The 16,549-nt window shown below is 36.2% G+C and carries 14 protein-coding genes; 12 read left to right on the plus strand and 2 right to left on the minus strand.

Annotated elements, in window-relative coordinates; all coding sequences use genetic code 11:
- Positions 1-63: 63 nt before the first annotated feature.
- Positions 64-2,208, plus strand: coding sequence for a carboxy terminal-processing peptidase (locus tag NO995_RS11335; RefSeq protein WP_240574665.1), 2,145 nt, complete (start codon positions 64-66; stop codon positions 2,206-2,208).
- Between the two features lie 8 nt (positions 2,209-2,216).
- Positions 2,217-3,311: an ABC transporter permease gene (locus NO995_RS11340; RefSeq protein ID WP_258227625.1), complete on the plus strand. Its 1,095-nt coding sequence runs from the start codon at positions 2,217-2,219 to the stop codon at positions 3,309-3,311.
- On the opposite strand, the gene yihA is transcribed toward NO995_RS11340, so the two are convergent.
- Positions 3,308-3,919 (minus strand): ribosome biogenesis GTP-binding protein YihA/YsxC, encoded by a 612-nt coding sequence (gene yihA, locus NO995_RS11345; RefSeq protein ID WP_258227626.1) that lies wholly within the window; start codon positions 3,917-3,919, stop codon positions 3,308-3,310. The genes NO995_RS11340 and yihA overlap by 4 nt on opposite strands.
- 59 nt (positions 3,920-3,978) lie before the next feature.
- Positions 3,979-4,743 (minus strand): alpha/beta fold hydrolase, encoded by a 765-nt coding sequence (locus NO995_RS11350; protein WP_258227627.1) that lies wholly within the window; start codon positions 4,741-4,743, stop codon positions 3,979-3,981.
- A gap of 294 nt (positions 4,744-5,037) precedes the next feature.
- Between NO995_RS11350 and mraZ the strand changes: the two genes are divergently transcribed.
- From mraZ to murC, 10 genes are all read left to right on the plus strand, one after another.
- Positions 5,038-5,508: a division/cell wall cluster transcriptional repressor MraZ gene (gene mraZ, locus NO995_RS11355; protein ID WP_258227628.1), complete on the plus strand. Its 471-nt coding sequence runs from the start codon at positions 5,038-5,040 to the stop codon at positions 5,506-5,508.
- Positions 5,495-6,391, plus strand: a complete 897-nt coding sequence (rsmH, locus tag NO995_RS11360; protein WP_258227629.1) for a 16S rRNA (cytosine(1402)-N(4))-methyltransferase RsmH — start codon at positions 5,495-5,497, stop codon at positions 6,389-6,391. Before mraZ ends, rsmH begins: the two co-directional genes overlap by 14 nt.
- Entirely contained in the window at positions 6,391-6,708 is a 318-nt protein-coding gene (locus NO995_RS11365) for an FtsL-like putative cell division protein (RefSeq protein ID WP_240574671.1), read from the plus strand. The genes rsmH and NO995_RS11365 overlap by 1 nt, the downstream gene beginning before the upstream one ends.
- Positions 6,709-6,769: 61 nt before the next feature.
- Entirely contained in the window at positions 6,770-8,722 is a 1,953-nt protein-coding gene (locus NO995_RS11370) for a penicillin-binding protein (RefSeq protein WP_258228012.1), read from the plus strand.
- Positions 8,719-10,182, plus strand: coding sequence for a UDP-N-acetylmuramoyl-L-alanyl-D-glutamate--2,6-diaminopimelate ligase (locus tag NO995_RS11375; RefSeq protein ID WP_258227630.1), 1,464 nt, complete (start codon positions 8,719-8,721; stop codon positions 10,180-10,182). Before NO995_RS11370 ends, NO995_RS11375 begins: the two co-directional genes overlap by 4 nt.
- An 11-nt stretch (positions 10,183-10,193) precedes the next feature.
- Positions 10,194-11,435, plus strand: a complete 1,242-nt coding sequence (mraY, locus tag NO995_RS11380) for a phospho-N-acetylmuramoyl-pentapeptide-transferase (RefSeq protein WP_258227631.1) — start codon at positions 10,194-10,196, stop codon at positions 11,433-11,435.
- 47 nt (positions 11,436-11,482) lie between these two features.
- On the plus strand, positions 11,483-12,820 hold the full coding sequence (gene murD, locus NO995_RS11385) for a UDP-N-acetylmuramoyl-L-alanine--D-glutamate ligase (protein ID WP_258227632.1): 1,338 nt from the start codon (positions 11,483-11,485) through the stop codon (positions 12,818-12,820).
- Between the two features lie 37 nt (positions 12,821-12,857).
- Positions 12,858-14,060, plus strand: coding sequence for an FtsW/RodA/SpoVE family cell cycle protein (locus NO995_RS11390; RefSeq protein ID WP_258227633.1), 1,203 nt, complete (start codon positions 12,858-12,860; stop codon positions 14,058-14,060).
- 13 nt (positions 14,061-14,073) lie between these two features.
- On the plus strand, positions 14,074-15,183 hold the full coding sequence (gene murG, locus NO995_RS11395; protein ID WP_258227634.1) for an undecaprenyldiphospho-muramoylpentapeptide beta-N-acetylglucosaminyltransferase: 1,110 nt from the start codon (positions 14,074-14,076) through the stop codon (positions 15,181-15,183).
- Positions 15,184-16,536, plus strand: a complete 1,353-nt coding sequence (gene murC / locus NO995_RS11400; protein ID WP_258227635.1) for a UDP-N-acetylmuramate--L-alanine ligase — start codon at positions 15,184-15,186, stop codon at positions 16,534-16,536.
- Positions 16,537-16,549 lie beyond the last annotated feature (13 nt).

Raw genomic sequence — 16,549 nt, forward strand, 5'->3', positions numbered from 1 at the left:
ATTTTAGTAAAAAAATGTCGGACATCTTAGGTGTCGTTGAATATTAACCGAATGAAAAATGTTATGAGAAGGAAATATAAAGTGTTGCTGCTGGCCTTACTTTTGGGGTTTGCATCCTGCAGTTTTACTACAAAAAAGTTTGATAATCCTGATAAAGATAAGTTATTAATTCAAGTTATAACTTTTGTTTTGGAGAATGGACATTATGATCCTGTAATGTTTGACGATACGTTTTCAGAGAAATTATTTAAAAATTATCTAGATGTTCTGGATCCTGTGAAACGCTATTTTTATCAGTCGGATTACGAAGATTTTGCTAAGTATAAATTAACGCTTGATGACCAGATTAAAGCCACGGATATTACGTTTTTCAATGTGGTGCATGAGCGTTTGGTGAAGCGTATAGCAGAAGCTAAAGAGATTTATGCCGAAGTATTATCAAAACCTTTTGATTACACACTTGATGAATCGTTTAACACCGATTACGAGCAAACAGGCTTTGTGAAAAATAAAGCAGAATTGAAAGACCGTTGGAGAAGACAACTTAAGTTCTCTGCACTTTCAAATTATGACGATATTTATGAGGAAGAGTTAAGAGCAAAAGAAAAAGATCCGTCTCATGTTATGAAAACAGATGCAGAGATTGAGAAAGAAGCTCGTGAATCTACGCTGCGTTCGATAGAGATTTATTTCAACGATAACTTAGAAGATTTTCAACGTGAAGACTGGTTCGCTATTTATGTGAATACGATTGTTGAAGAGTTCGATCCGCACACCTATTATTTGGCTCCAAACAGTAAAGAAGATTTCGATCAGCGCATGTCTGGTAAATTAGAAGGAATTGGGGCTCAACTTCAAAAGCGTAACGACTATATTAAAGTCGTGAGTTTGATTTCTGGAGGTCCGGCATGGAGAAGTCAGGAATTAGAGGTTGAAGATTTAATCTTAAAAGTAAAGCAGGAAGACGAAGACCAGCCGGTAAATATTGTTGGCATGCGTATTAATGATGCTATTAAATATATTAAAGGTCCAAAGGGAACTAAAGTGACTTTAACCGTTAAAAAGGTTGATGGAACCATTAAGGATATTACCTTAACCAGAGATGTTATTGAGTTGGTAGATACTTATGCAAAATCGTCGGTAGTTAAAAAGGACGGAATGACGTTTGGTATCATTGATTTGCCATCGTTTTATGTCGATTTTAAAGATTATAAAAATATCAATGCAGCTAAAGATGTTAAAACCGAGATTGCACGATTAAAATCTGAAGGGATAGAAGGTCTGGTTTTAGATTTACGTAATAACGGTGGAGGATCGTTGCCAACGGTTGTTGATATGGCTGGGTTGTTTATAAAAGATGGTCCGGTTGTACAGGTGCGTTCAACAGGTAAGGCGAAAGAAGTTCTGGAAGACCGAGATAGTTCAATTTCTTGGGATGGGCCATTAGTAATCTTAGTGAATGAAATATCGGCTTCAGCTTCCGAAATTATGTCGGCAGCTATGCAGGATTACAAGCGAGCTATTATTATAGGAGGTAAGCAAACCTACGGAAAAGGAACAGTTCAGAATGTCATTAACTTAAACACCATGTTAAGAAATAATACGAGTGGCGATTTAGGCGCTTTAGCGTTAACCACTCAAAAGTATTATAGAATTAACGGGGGTTCTGTGCAGTTGGAAGGTGTTAAAAGCGATGTGAAAGTGCCTGGTCGTTTCAGTTTTATTGAAGTAGGAGAGAAGGATAAAGACAATCCATTGCCATGGGATGAAATCGATTCAGCTGATTATACACCTTGGAATTATTTTGATTACGATGCTATTGTAAAAAGCAGTGAAGAACGAATGAAAAATAATCAGCAGTTAAAGTTAATTGAAGAAAACGCGAAATGGGTAAAAGGTAAAATTGATGAAACTGTCGTGTCATTGAATTTTAAAAAATATAAAGCTGAATTAGATTTAAATGAAGAAGAAGCTAAACGATTTGAAGCTATTTCAGATTATAAAACGAATCTTACTTTTAATTCAACATCTTACGAAAGATCGCTTTTTGAAAAGGATACAACCGATTTAAAAGAAAAACGTAACCGCTGGCACGAGAGTTTAAGTCAGGATGTTTATGTTGAAGAAGCTCTTAATGTGTTGGAAGATATGAAAGCGTCTCAGCGTCTTAAAAAGATAGTTACAGCCAATGCTGAGGTGAAAAACTAATATTGTGTATGGGTTATAAATCGAACTCTTTAAAACACTTAGCGCTCCAAAAGTTTAAACAGAACTTTTGGGGCGTTTTTAGTTTTGGTTTTGTAATTTTTGTTGGGATTATTTCGGTATTTGCTTATGTGTTTGCTCCAGATAGTTCGCAGCATGCTAATCAAATGCATTTGGCTATTCATTCCAAAAAGCCGGGTTTTAAAGTAACAATGTTAACCATTCCATCTCAGTTGCAAATAGAACAAAGTGCTTTTGATAAAATATTCTTTGGAACGAAAACAACCGATACGGAAATTCCTGTTTCAGATTACCAAATAAAAGAAGGAGAGTTAACCTATACAGAATATGCATCTGATGGTTTAAAAGGTGTTGAAAAAACAATAAGTTTAGCTGGTTTTCCTAATCGATCTGTTGATGGTTTTGTAAAGGAGAAAACATTTTTGTTTGGAACCGATAAATATGGGCGTGATTTGTTGAGTCGTATTTTAGTGGGGGCGAGAATCTCCTTTTTTATTGGTTTTGTAGCCGTTTTTATTTCGTTAATTCTCGGGATTTTTATGGGAAGTTTAGCAGGGTATTTTGGAGGTAAAATTGATGCGATGATTATGTGGGTAATTAATGTAACTTGGTCTATACCAACGTTACTTCTGGTTATTGCTATAACTCTGGCTTTAGGAAAAGGTTTTTGGCAGGTGTTTATTGCTGTAGGTTTAACCATGTGGGTTGAGGTGGCCAGAGTGGTTAGAGGGCAGGTAATAAGTGTTAAAGAGCAGCAATATGTTACAGCGGCCAGGGCTTTAGGTTTTGATGATTTTAGAATTATAACAAAACATATTTTGCCTAATATTATGGCGCCTGTTATTGTAATTTCGGCAGCCAATTTTGCCTCCGCGATTTTAATTGAAAGCGGTTTAAGCTTTTTAGGTATTGGAGCACAACCACCTATGGCAAGCTGGGGAGCCATGATAAAAGATCACTACAATTATATTATTCTCGGAAAACCTTATTTAGCACTTATACCAGGACTTTGTATTATGAGTTTGGTAATGGCTTTTATGCTTATAGGTAATGCACTGCGTGATGCGTTAGATGTTAAGGCTTAGTTTGAGCTTAATTGCATATTTTCATTAAGTTCATCTATGTAATTGAGAACATCATCTTTACCAATTTCTTTACTCGATGAAGTCACAAAATAATTTGGCATGTCTTCCCATGTTTCTAAAAGAATGTTTTGGTAGGCTTCAATATGATTTTCAATAGCCTTTGGTTTTAATTTGTCGGCTTTTGTGAATATAATTGAAAAAGGGATGCCATTTTCTCCTAACCACTGCATAAATTCTAAATCGATAGATTGTGGTTCGTGTCGGATATCTACTAAAACGAAGGCTGTTACTAATTGTTCACGTTTGCTAAAATACTCGGTAATAAACTTTTGAAATACCTTTTTTGTGCTTTTCGAAACACGAGCATAACCATATCCAGGTAAATCTACCAGATGCCAGTTTTTGTTAATTAAAAAGTGATTTATTAACTGTGTTTTTCCTGGTTTTCCAGATGTTTTGGCTAAACTTTTTCGGTTGGTAAGCATGTTTATAAGCGACGATTTTCCAACATTACTTCGTCCTATAAAAGCATATTCTGGTAACATGCTTTTTGGGCATTTAGCAACGTCGGAGTTGCTCATAACAAATTCTGCAGTTTTTATTTGCATGAGGGTAATTTATATGAGTTTACACGATGTCGTGTTAAATCTTAATTGTGTTTTATTGGCTATAAACTTTTGTTGTTAAGCCAGGCTTCAAGAATTTTGTTGAATTCTTCCGGGTGCTCCATCATGGCAGCATGTCCGCATTTATCAATCCAGAATAATTCTGAATTCGGCAAAAGCTCATTAAATTCTACAGCAACTTCCGGAGGTGTAACCGTGTCGTTTTTTCCCCAGATAATACAGGTTGGTGTTTGCATTTTAGGTAAATCTTTAGCCATGTTGTGGCGTATAGCGCTTTTGGCAATAGCTAAAGTTTTTATAAGTTTATTACGGTCGTTTACTGTAGCGTAAACTTCGTCAACAATATCTTTTGTTGCTACTTCAGGATCGTAAAAAACATCCTGAGCTTTCTTTTTAATAACTTCGTAATCACTACGTTTTGTGTAACCGCTACCCATGGCGCTTTCATACAGTCCAGAGCTTCCGGTAATGATTAAAGCTTTTACTTTAGTCGGGTATAATTTGGTGTAATATAAACCAATGTGTCCTCCAAGAGAATTTCCTAATAGAATAACTTCATTGTAACCTTTAAATTCAATGAATTCATTTAAAAATCCGGCAAAACTTTTAACATTAGTTTTTAGTAAAGGCTTAGTGTATATAGGTAGTTCAGGGATGATGACCTTATAGCCGGTCTGGCTAAAATGTTTTATTACCGAATCAAAATTACTTAATCCGCCCATTAAGCCGTGTAAAACAATAATTGGCGTACCTTCGCCAGCTTCAATATAGCTGTAGTTCTTTTCTTTTTTTAAACGATGCGTCATTAATCAGGTGTCGTTACTTTAAAACAAATATAGTTATTTCATCTATACTTACGATGATTTTAAACAAATCTCAAAAATAATAGTTTTGGAGAGAGATGTTAATAAAATTGCTGTTGATAAATGATTATGTGTAACCTGCTGATTATAAGTGGGGATTGGGTTTGTGGTAGCATCAAAACGATTTTTAGCTTCATTTCATCAAAAAATTATCAACAAAGTGGTAAATTGTGGTAAAATGTGGTAAATTTTTCAATATATTTGAAACACAAACCGTTAACGTATTTGTAAATCACAGTGGACTTACTAACAGGAACATACGATTGTAAAGTAGACGCCAAAGGTAGATTAATGATGCCTGCGCCGTTGAAAAAGCAGTTGTCTTCTATTTTAGAAGATGGGTTTGTGTTGCGTCGTTCGGTGTTTCAAAAGTGTTTAGAATTGTATCCCATGGCAGAGTGGCAAAGGCTGATGCTTAAGATGAATAAGCTAAACAGGTTTAAAAAGAAGAATAACGATTTTATTCGTCGCTTTACAGCTGGTGTTAAAATTGTTGAGATTGATGCTAACGGCCGTTTGTTAATTCCAAAAGATTTAACGGTGTTTGCAAATATTTCAAAGGAGATTGTTGTTGCTTCGGCGATAAACATTGTTGAAATATGGGATAAAGATTTATATGAACAAGCCATTGATGATGCAGCTGATGATTTCGCAGATTTAGCTGAAGAGGTAATGGGACAAGATGATGAAGATTATGGAATATCATAACCCGGTATTGTTAAAAGAAACGGTGGATGGATTAAATATTAATCCGGATGGCATTTATGTGGATGTGACTTTTGGTGGTGGCGGACATAGTAGAGAAATATTAAGTAGACTGAGTGAGAAAGGAAAGTTGTTTGCTTTCGATCAGGATTTAGACGCTCTTGAAAATAAAATTGATGATCCGAGATTTACGCTAATCAATGAAAATTTTAGACACATAAAACGTTTTTTAAGATTTTATGGCGTAAAAAAAGTGGATGGAATTTTGGCAGATTTTGGTGTGTCGTCGCATCAGTTTGATGTTGCGGAACGAGGATTTTCAACCCGTTTTGATGCTGAATTAGATATGCGAATGAATCAGAATAGTGCTTTGTCCGCATATCATGTGGTAAACGAATATGATGAGGAGCAGTTGAGAGCGGTGTTGGCTCAGTATGGTGAGTTGCGTTCAGCGCCGGCAATGGCGAGACTAATTGTTGAAAAACGAGAAGAAGCTCCAATTGTTACCAGTGATCAGTTAAAAGCTGTTCTGAAAAAGTTTTTGTCGCCAAAGCATGAAAATAAAATTTTAGCACAAATCTATCAGGCGATTCGTATAGAAGTGAATCAGGAAATAGAGGTTATTAAAGAATTGTTGCTTCAGTCTCCAGAGCTTTTAAATGAAAAAGGGCGCTTGAGTTTAATTTCATACCACTCGTTGGAGGATCGTTTAGTAAAGCGTTTTATAAGAAACGGAATGTTTGAAGGAGAACCGGAGCGCGATATGTTCGGGAATTTTGAAGTGCCTTTTAAAAAAGTAGGCGGTTTAATAGTTCCGACAAAAGAAGAGATAAAAATAAATAGCAGAGCCAGAAGCGCGAAATTAAGAATAGCAGAAAAGGTATAATGAAGCAGAATATCTATCGCATATTAAAAGGAACATTTTTAGTTAGTGATGATGCTTTTAAAAACTGGAGGTTCATCATTTTTGTTTCGGTTTTGGCTATAGTAATGATTGCGAGCTCGCATAGTGCAGATAAAAAAGTGTACGAAATTGCACGATTGAAAAATGAAGTCAACGAAATGCGTTCAGCATTTATAGATGGCCGGTCTCGGTTGATGAAGTTAAAAATGGAATCGGCAGTAATTAATGTAATGAAAGATAAGGGGATTGCGCCATCGGTAATTCCGCCAAAAAAAATAAAAATTAAATCACAAAATTAACCAACACTTGGCAGTAAACGACAAAAACATATTAAACCGCTTGTATTTTATATCAGGATGTATGTTCGTCTTTGGTGTTGCCGTGTTGTTTAAGTTGTTTAGTATACAGTTTTTGCAGGGTGAAAAATATCGCGCATTAGCAGATACACGCGTGGTTAAGAATGTGAAAATTCCGGCGAACCGTGGTAATGTGTACTCGGTTAAAGGGAATTTATTGGCAACGTCGGTACCTAAGTACGATGTACGCATCGATTTGCTAACGCCTTCAAGTGCAACTTTCGAAGAATATCTTATTCCGCTTAGCGATTCTCTGGCTAAGTACTCAGGAAAATCCTCAAGTTATTATCAAAAAGCATTACGTAAAGAACGTGCTAACAGAAACCGCTATTTTTTACTGGCAAGAAATGTTGGGTATGGCGATTATATTCGATTAAGAAATTTTCCGCTGTTACGTTTAGGAGCATTCAAAGGAGGTTTAATTGTAGAGCAAACCACCAAACGCGAACATCCTATGGGGGCAATTGCTCAACGTTCTATAGGATATGAAAGATTTGATGAAGATGGAAATGTAACTCGCGCCGGTATTGATGGCGCTTTTGGCGTTAAATACCTGAGAGGAACAGATGGACAGCGCAGAAAGCAAAAAATTGGAAAAGGTCAGTGGAAACCATTGAGCGATGCTAATGAAATTGAGCCTAAAGATGGCTATGATGTTTATACAACTATTGATGTTAATATTCAGGATATAGCGCATCATGCGTTGTTGAAACAATTGGAAGAATATGAAGCCGATCATGGTTGTGTGGTGGTTATGGAAGCTAAAACTGGCGAAATTCGTGCAATTTCTAATTTAGGTAGAAATGAAAACGGAAAATATTACGAACGCTTAAACTATGCCGTTGGTGAAGCACATGAGCCGGGTTCTACCTTTAAAGTGATGGCTTTAATGGCAGCTTTAGAGGATAAGGTAGTTGATACAGCAACTGTGGTTGACACAAAAATGGGGTATAAGCAGTTTTATGGGCGTGGTATTTATGATACACATGGTCATGGAAAAATTTCAGTAGCAAGAACTTTGGAGGTGTCTTCAAATATTGGTTTGGCAACTATTGTAGATCAAGGGTATGCGAAGCAACCTCAGAAATTTGTAAATCACCTTCAGGATTGGGGCTTAGATAAACCATTAGGGTTACCTATTCTTGGAGAAGGAGAGCCTGTAATACCAAAACCAGGAGATAAAATTTGGAGTAGAAATGCATTGCCTTCTATGGCTTATGGGTATAATTTAAAGTTAACACCGTTACAAACCTTAACGTTTTATAATGCTATTGCGAATAATGGGGTGATGGTAAAACCTAAGTTTATACGTGAGGTTAAGGAGTTGGATCAGGTTGTGGAATCCTTTGAGGAAGTTGAAGAAGGAGATAAAATCTGTTCAGAAAAAACCTTGAAAGAAATTCAAAATATTTTAAAGAATGTTGTAGAACGGGGAACCGGACGTTCCTTATATTCGCCGTATTTTTCTATGGCAGGTAAAACGGGTACGGCACAAACAGAATATTGGATGAAAGACTGGAAGGAAAATCGTCGCTATATTTCATCCTTTGCCGGGTATTTCCCTGCCGATAATCCAAAATACTCTTGCATTGTGGTTATTCATAAACCAAGTGTAAAGAAAGGGTATTATGGTGCCGATGTAACTGGGCCTGTATTTCAAAGAATTGCTCAAAAAATTCATACCGATACACCAATTATTGATGAAGTGGAAACTTTAGAGGTGAAGCGTGCTTCGGTAGAAAAAGAGTTTAATGGTTTCTATGAAACGGCTCAGACTTATAAAACTATCATGCCTAATGTTGTTGGATTGCCAGTTATGGATGCTGTGGCGTTGTTAGAAAATATGCAGGTGCACGTCACTGTGAAATTACAAGGTAACGGCGTGGTAAAAAGCCAGTCGATTGAAAAGAATATAAAATTAAAAGATAATCAAACCATCATATTAACAGCTTCATGATAGCTTTAAAAGACATATTATATAAAGTAACTATAAATGCAGTAGTAGGTAATACGGCTGTGAATGTTGCGGCTATCGATTTTGATTCCCGAAACATCAAGAGCGATGATGTTTTTGTGGCTATTGCAGGAAGTGTAGTTGATGGGCATAAATATATTGATAGTGCTATTAAACAAGGAGCGATAGCTGTTGTTTGTGAAATTATGCCTGAGAATTTGGTGGAAGGTGTAACTTATGTTGAGGTCGATAATTCACATAAGGCCTTGGCGATTATGGCATCGAATTATTACGATGTGCCATCTGAAAATTTAAAACTTGTTGGGGTTACTGGAACTAACGGAAAAACAACAGTAACGAGTTTGTTATATCAGTTGTTTAAAAAAGCAGGGTATAAAGTGGGCTTGTTGTCAACTGTTAAAATCATGGTAGGTGATAAGGAGTTTAAAGCCACTCATACCACACCAGATTCGTTAACGATTAACAAGTATTTAAAAATGATGAATGATGAAGGTGTTGAGTTCTGTTTTATGGAAGTCAGCTCACACGGTATTCATCAGCACAGAACCACCGGATTGCATTTTGAAGGAGGGGTGTTCACCAATTTATCGCACGATCATTTAGATTATCATAACACGTTTGCAGAATATCGAGATGTGAAAAAATCCTTCTTCGATAATCTGCCAAAAGAAGCTTTTGCTTTAGTGAATATTGATGATAAGAATGGTTTGGTGATGTTACAAAACACAAAAGCCAGAAAACAAACCTATGCTTTAAAAAGTTACGCCGATTATAAAGCGCAGATTTTAGAGAATCAATTTGGAGGTTTATTGTTAAAAATTAACGAAGCCGAAGTTTGGACACGTCTAATTGGTAGCTTCAATGCGTATAACGTATTAGCTATTTATGCGACTGCAGAGTTGTTAGGGTTAGAAAAAGTAGAGGTGCTTCGATTAATCAGTGAACTGGAAAGTGTTAGCGGACGCTTTCAGTATATGATTTCCAATGATAAAATCACGGCTATAGTAGATTACGCTCACACACCTGATGCGCTTAAAAACGTATTGGAAACCATTAATAGTATTCGAACCAAAAACGAAGAGTTGATTACTGTTGTTGGATGTGGTGGTGATCGTGATAAAACCAAGCGTCCTAAAATGGGACATATTGCTTCGGCTTTGAGTACCAAAGTGATTTTTACAAGTGATAATCCAAGGAGTGAAAAACCGGAAGCGATATTGGAAGATATTGAAAAAGGTGTAGAGCCTCAAAATTTTAAAAAGACCTTAACGATTGTAGATCGCGCTCAGGCTATTAAAGCGGCTTGCCAAATGGCGCAGGCTAACGATATCATTTTAATTGCGGGCAAAGGCCACGAAACCTATCAGGAAATAAAAGGAGAGCGTTTCGACTTTGACGATTTTAAAATGGTAAACGATTATTTAAAACAATTACAGAAATAAAAGAATAGTAGATGCTGTATTATTTATTTGAATATTTAGAACAACAATTCCAATTTCCGGGAGCTTCACTTTTTGGGTTCATCACCTTTAGAGCGGCTTTGGCTATGATTCTGTCATTGTTAATATCTACTATTTACGGTAAACGAATTATACGTTTTTTACAAAAAAAGCAAATGGGTGAAACCATTAGAGATTTAGGTCTTGAAGGACAAAGTGAAAAAGCTGGTACGCCGACTATGGGTGGTATCATCATCATTTTGGCAACTTTAATTCCTGTATTGCTATTGGCTAAACTTGAAAATATATACATCATATTGTTGATAATAACAACGGTTTGGATGGGGGTTATTGGTTTTATTGACGATTACCTAAAGAAATTTAAACAAGATAAGGAAGGTTTAAAAGGACGTTTTAAAGTTCTTGGGCAAATCGGACTAGGGGTTATTGTTGGAGCAACCTTGTATTTTCATAACGATGTAACGATAAAAGAAAAAGTGTCGGTTGAACAGCAGCAGGAAATAATTGCTCAAGATGGGAATGTGTCTCCGGCAAAGTTGTTTAATGGTGAAGAAAAATCTACAAAAACAACTATTCCATTTGTAAAAGGAAATGAGTTTGATTACGCTGATTTAATCACGTGGATTAGTCCTGATTTAAAAAAATACGCTTGGCTAGTATTCATTTTGGCCGCCATTTTTATTATCACAGCGGTTTCAAATGGTGCAAACCTAACTGATGGTATTGATGGGCTGGCAGCGGGAACATCAGCGATTATTGTGTTAACTCTAGGGATATTCGCTTTTGTTTCTGGGCATATTGTATTCTCAGAATATTTAAACATCATGTACATTCCTCGTATTGAGGAAATGACTATTTATATCACTGCATTTGTTGGAGCCTTAATCGGGTTTTTATGGTACAATACCTATCCGGCGCAGGTATTTATGGGAGATACAGGAAGTTTAACTATTGGTGGAATTATTGCAGTTATTGCTATTGCGGTTCGTAAAGAGTGGTTAATTCCGGTGTTGTGTGGTATTTTCTTAGCAGAGAATTTATCGGTGGTGATGCAGGTGAGTTGGTTTAAATACACCAAGAAAAAATATGGTGAAGGACGACGCATTTTCAAAATGTCGCCGTTACATCATCATTATCAAAAATCAGGATATCACGAGAGTAAAATAGTAACACGATTCTGGATTGTTGGCATTTTGTTAGCTATTCTATCCATCGTGACCTTAAAAATTAGATAAAAATTGTCATTTCTGCGGAGGCAGGAATCTTATGAATTGAAAACGGAATGACAAAGAAAAGGTTAGTAGTGTTAGGCGGAGGAGAAAGTGGAGTAGGAACTGCACTTTTAGCGAAAGCAAAAGGATACGAGGTTTTTGTATCAGATAAAGGAAAAATAAAAGAAAAGTATAGACAGGTTCTTATACATAATGAGATTGAATGGGAAGACGAAACGCATTCGGAATCTAAAATTTTAAATGCCGATATCGTGATGAAAAGCCCTGGTATTCCGGATAAAGCGTCTTTGGTAAAACAAATTCGTGAAAAAGGAATTCAGGTGGTTTCAGAAATTGAGTTCGCATCAAAGTTCACTAAAGCAACTATTGTTGGAATTACCGGAAGTAACGGTAAAACCACCACGTCAACACTAACGCATTATATTTTAAAGCAGGAGTTGAATGTAGGGTTAGGCGGAAATATTGGTGATAGTTTTGCGAAACAGGTTTTAGAGCACGATTACCCGAATTACGTTTTAGAAATCAGCAGTTTTCAGTTGGACGATATTGAAACATTTAAACCAAAGATTGCTGTATTGCTTAATGTAACTCCTGATCATTTAGATCGATATGATTATAAGTTTGAAAATTATATTGCTTCAAAATTCAGGATTGCAGAAAATCAAACCAAAGAAGATTATTTAATTTATGATGCCGACGATGAAGTCATCACAAATTGGTTAAAAGAACATCCGGTTCAATCGACATTATTACCGTTTTCAATAACAAAAAAAGTAGAGAAGGGCGCATATTTAGAAGAGGAAAAGATGATTATAGCAATTGATAACAACCAGATACATATGTCAACAAACAATCTTGCATTAGAAGGAAAGCATAATATTAAAAATGCTATGGCAGCCTCAACCGTAGCGCATTTGCTTAAAATTAGAAAGCAGACTATCCGCGAAAGCTTAGAGAGTTTTCAAGGTGTTGAGCATCGTTTAGAACAGGTACTTAAAATAAACAAAGTGCAGTACATAAACGATTCTAAAGCGACAAATGTAAATGCAACTTACTATGCGTTAGAAAGTATGGATGCACCAACAATCTGGATTGTTGGCGGAGTTGATAAAGGCAATAATTATGAGGAGTTGTTTGCTTTTGTAAATGAAAAGGTAAAAGCGATCATTTGTTTGGGAGTCGATAACGACAAGCTAATTGATACGTTTGGAGGTATGGTTGATACCATGGTTGAAACACAAAGTATGAGCGACGCTGTAAAAATGGCTTATAAGTTATCAGAATCAGGTGATAATGTGTTGTTATCTCCGGCGTGTGCGAGTTTCGATTTATTTGAAAATTATGAAGATCGCGGACGTCAGTTTAAGGAAGCAGTTAGAAATTTATAAGATTAAAAAAGTAAAAAAATAATAATAGGTAAAAATAGTGCAGGCATTATTTAAAAATATAAAAGGTGATAGATTAATCTGGGCGATAGTAGCTTTAATGGCTATTCTGTCGTTTTTGCCTGTATATAGTGCTGCAAGTAATTTGGCATATAAGGGAGAGAACAGTAATACGTTCGCCTTTTTTATTAAACATTTTATGCACCTGTTTTTAGGTTTTGCTATTATGTACGGTGTGCATAAAATACCTTATCGATATTTCAGAGGCTTGTCGCTTATTATGATTCCAGTAGTTCTGGTTTTATTGGGAATCACTATGCTTCAAGGAACAACTATCGATGGCGCAAATGCAAGTAGATGGATTCAAATTCCAATTGTTGGAATGTCGTTTCAAACATCAACGTTTGCAGCTGTGGTGTTGCTGGTTTATGTAGCGCGATATATGTCGAAAATGAAAGATGAGGTTATCACATTTAAAGAGTCAATTTTACCACTTTGGATGCCGGTATTTTTAGTATTAGCATTAATTTTGCCAGCCAATTTATCAACAGCGGCTATTATATTTTTAATGGTTTTAATGTTGGTGTTTTTAGGAGGCTATCCAATACGTTATTTAGCAGTTATTATAGGCTCTGGAATTTTAGCCTTAGCCATGTTTGTTTTGGTGGCAAAAGCCTTCCCGGGCGTTATGCCAAACCGTGTAGATACCTGGATGAGTCGTATTGAGAATTTCTCGAATAATGAAGATACCGAAGCCGACTATCAAATTGAAAAAGCAAAAATAGCGATTGCTTCTGGTGGCATTCAGGGTGTCGGACCAGGTAAAAGTATTCAAAAGAACTTTTTGCCACAGTCGTCATCCGATTTCATTTTTGCCATCATAGTTGAAGAATATGGCTCTATTGGAGGGGTATTCATCATGGTCATGTATATGTGGTTACTGTTCAGAATTGTAATAGTAGCTCAAAAAGCCGATACCGTTTTTGGTAAGTTGCTGGCACTTGGTGTTGGTCTGCCAATCGTATTTCAGGCATTAATAAATATGGCAGTAGCGGTAGAATTGTTTCCTGTTACAGGACAAACCTTGCCATTAATTAGTAGTGGAGGAACATCTATTTGGATGACCTGTTTGGCTATTGGAATAGTATTAAGTGTAAGCGCTCAGCGTGAAGAAATAAAAGAACAAGAGGAAGTGCTAACGGAAGAAGAAAATCCGTTGGAAATTTTATCTGAAACGATATAAATAGGATTAATTAGTGGCGACAAAAAAAACATATAAAATTGTATTGTCTGGCGGAGGAACAGGAGGGCATATTTATCCTGCAATAGCTATTGCGAACGAATTGAAGCATCGTTTTGAGGATGCCGAATTTTTATTCGTAGGAGCAAAAGATAGAATGGAAATGGAAAAAATACCACAGGCCGGTTATAAAATTGAAGGTTTATGGATTTCCGGAATTCAGCGTCAGTTAACGATGAAGAATTTAATGTTTCCGTTTAAGTTAATGAGTAGCTTGTATAACGCTCGAAAAATTGTAAAATCGTTTAAACCCGATGTGGCTATAGGAACTGGAGGTTTTGCAAGCGGACCATTATTGTACATGGCATCGCAAAATGGTATTCCGAGTTTAATACAGGAACAAAATTCGTTTCCCGGAATAACAAATAAATTGTTAGCAAAGCATGTTCAAAAAATATGTGTCGCTTACGACGGATTGGAACGTTTTTTTCCAGCTGATAAAATTGTAAAAACAGGAAACCCTGTTCGAAAAAGCTTGTTAGATATCAATTCTAAAACCGAAGAAGCAAAAAAGTTGTTCAACTTAAAAGAAGGTAAGTTAACCTTACTGGTTTTAGGTGGAAGTTTAGGGGCAAGACGTATTAATGAATTGATTGAGAAGGAACTTGATTTCTTAGATACACAAAACGTTCAAGTTATTTGGCAGTGTGGTAAGTTGTATTATCAGCAATATAAAATTTACAATAATACGGTAAATGTACAGGTACATGAGTTCTTGAATAATATGGATTTTGCTTATGCTGCAGCCGATATTGTTATATCACGTGCAGGAGCGAGTTCTGTTTCAGAGCTGTGTATTGTTGGTAAGCCGGTTATTTTTATTCCGTCTCCAAACGTGGCAGAAGATCATCAGACAAAAAATGCCATGGCTATTGTAGATCATAATGCAGCCATGATTATTAAAGAAGATGAACTGGAAGTAGATTTTAAGAATAAATTTTCGCAGTTGGTAGCTTCGCCACAAAGGCAAAAAGAGTTAGGAGAAAATATTAAAAACATAGCATTAGTAAATGCTACAAATGATATAGTAGATGAAGTTGAAAAACTTCTTAAGGTAAAAAGTTAAATGAATTTAAACAGCATACATAATGTTTATTTTGTAGGTATCGGGGGTATCGGTATGAGCGCCTTGGCACGCTATTTTGTAGCCAATGGAAAAGCGGTTGCCGGCTACGATAAAACGCCTACCGATATTACATCAAGTCTTGAAGATTTGGGTGTGGCTGTGCATTTTGAAGATGCAATTGCGAATATTCCATCGGCTTTTAAAAATACTGAAACTACGTTAGTGGTATTTACACCGGCGATTCCTAAACATCACGCCGAGTTGAACTATTTTAAATCTGAAGGTTTTCAAGTATTAAAACGTTCTCAGATACTGGGGTTAATTACAGAGAATACCTTTTGTTTAGCTGTGGCAGGAACACACGGAAAGACCACAACAACCAGTATTCTTGGTCATTTAATGAATGTTTGCGAGGTGTCTGTTACGGCCTTTTTAGGTGGAATAAGTGAGAACTACAATTCAAACTTAATCTTAAATGGTACTGAGGTATCAGTTGTAGAGGCTGACGAGTTTGATCGTTCATTTTTAACCTTGTCACCAGATTTAGCCTGTATCACCTCTATGGATGCCGATCATTTGGATATTTATGGCGATGCATCAGAATTGAAAAAGTCTTTTGAAGATTTTTCGAAACGCGTAAAACCGAATGGAAAGCTGTTTGTTAAAAACGGATTGCCTATTTCTGGAATTACTTACGGCATTGAAGATAACGCTGATTACAGTGTAAAAAATATAAAAATAGTAAACGGTACTTATGTGTTTGATGTGAAAACACCAACCACAGTACTTGAAAATTTAGAATTTAACCTGCCCGGGAGACATAATTTGTCGAATGCATTAATAGCCTTGGCGATGGCTGTAGAGTATGGTTGCCCTAACCAGCAGCTCGCCAAAGCTTTAGCATCCTACAAAGGTGTAAAACGTCGATTTACTTATCAGATCAAAACAGACGATTTAGTTTTTATAGACGATTATGCACATCATCCGGAAGAAATTAATGCGGTTCATCAGGCCGTAAGAGAGATGTATCCTGATAAAAAAGTGTTGGCTGTTTTTCAACCGCATTTATTTAGTAGAACACGTGATTTTGCAGATGAATTTGCTGCAAGTTTAGCACAGTTTGATGAGTTGTTATTGTTAGATATTTATCCGGCAAGAGAGTTGCCAATTGAAGGCGTAACATCTCAGTGGTTATTAGATAAAGTCTATAATAACAATAAGAAATTAGTAAGTAAAGAAGACCTATTAGCAGAGATTCATAAAAGTGAGGCACAAGTTATTCTTACTATTGGAGCAGGCGATATAGGCGAAGAAGTAAAACGAATTAAAAAGGAATTTAGCGTTGCGAATTAACTGGAATTACATA

Origin of the sequence: Aestuariibaculum sp. M13 (assembly GCF_024723255.1) — a bacterium.
In the GTDB taxonomy this organism is placed as follows: Bacteria; Bacteroidota; Bacteroidia; order Flavobacteriales; family Flavobacteriaceae; genus Aestuariibaculum; species Aestuariibaculum lutulentum.

Coding starts and splice junctions, on each gene's coding strand:
- murD (WP_258227632.1), top strand. CDS start 11,483: ATGACAAAGAAAAGGTTAGTAGTGTTAGGCGGAGGAGAAAGTGGAGTA.
- NO995_RS11370 (WP_258228012.1), top strand. CDS start 6,770: ATGTTCGTCTTTGGTGTTGCCGTGTTGTTTAAGTTGTTTAGTATACAG.
- murC (WP_258227635.1), top strand. CDS start 15,184: ATGAATTTAAACAGCATACATAATGTTTATTTTGTAGGTATCGGGGGT.
- NO995_RS11335 (WP_240574665.1), top strand. CDS start 64: ATGAGAAGGAAATATAAAGTGTTGCTGCTGGCCTTACTTTTGGGGTTT.
- NO995_RS11340 (WP_258227625.1), top strand. CDS start 2,217: ATGGGTTATAAATCGAACTCTTTAAAACACTTAGCGCTCCAAAAGTTT.
- rsmH (WP_258227629.1), top strand. CDS start 5,495: ATGGAATATCATAACCCGGTATTGTTAAAAGAAACGGTGGATGGATTA.
- mraY (WP_258227631.1), top strand. CDS start 10,194: ATGCTGTATTATTTATTTGAATATTTAGAACAACAATTCCAATTTCCG.
- yihA (WP_258227626.1), bottom strand. CDS start 3,919: ATGCAAATAAAAACTGCAGAATTTGTTATGAGCAACTCCGACGTTGCT.
- NO995_RS11350 (WP_258227627.1), bottom strand. CDS start 4,743: ATGACGCATCGTTTAAAAAAAGAAAAGAACTACAGCTATATTGAAGCT.
- NO995_RS11375 (WP_258227630.1), top strand. CDS start 8,719: ATGATAGCTTTAAAAGACATATTATATAAAGTAACTATAAATGCAGTA.
- NO995_RS11365 (WP_240574671.1), top strand. CDS start 6,391: ATGAAGCAGAATATCTATCGCATATTAAAAGGAACATTTTTAGTTAGT.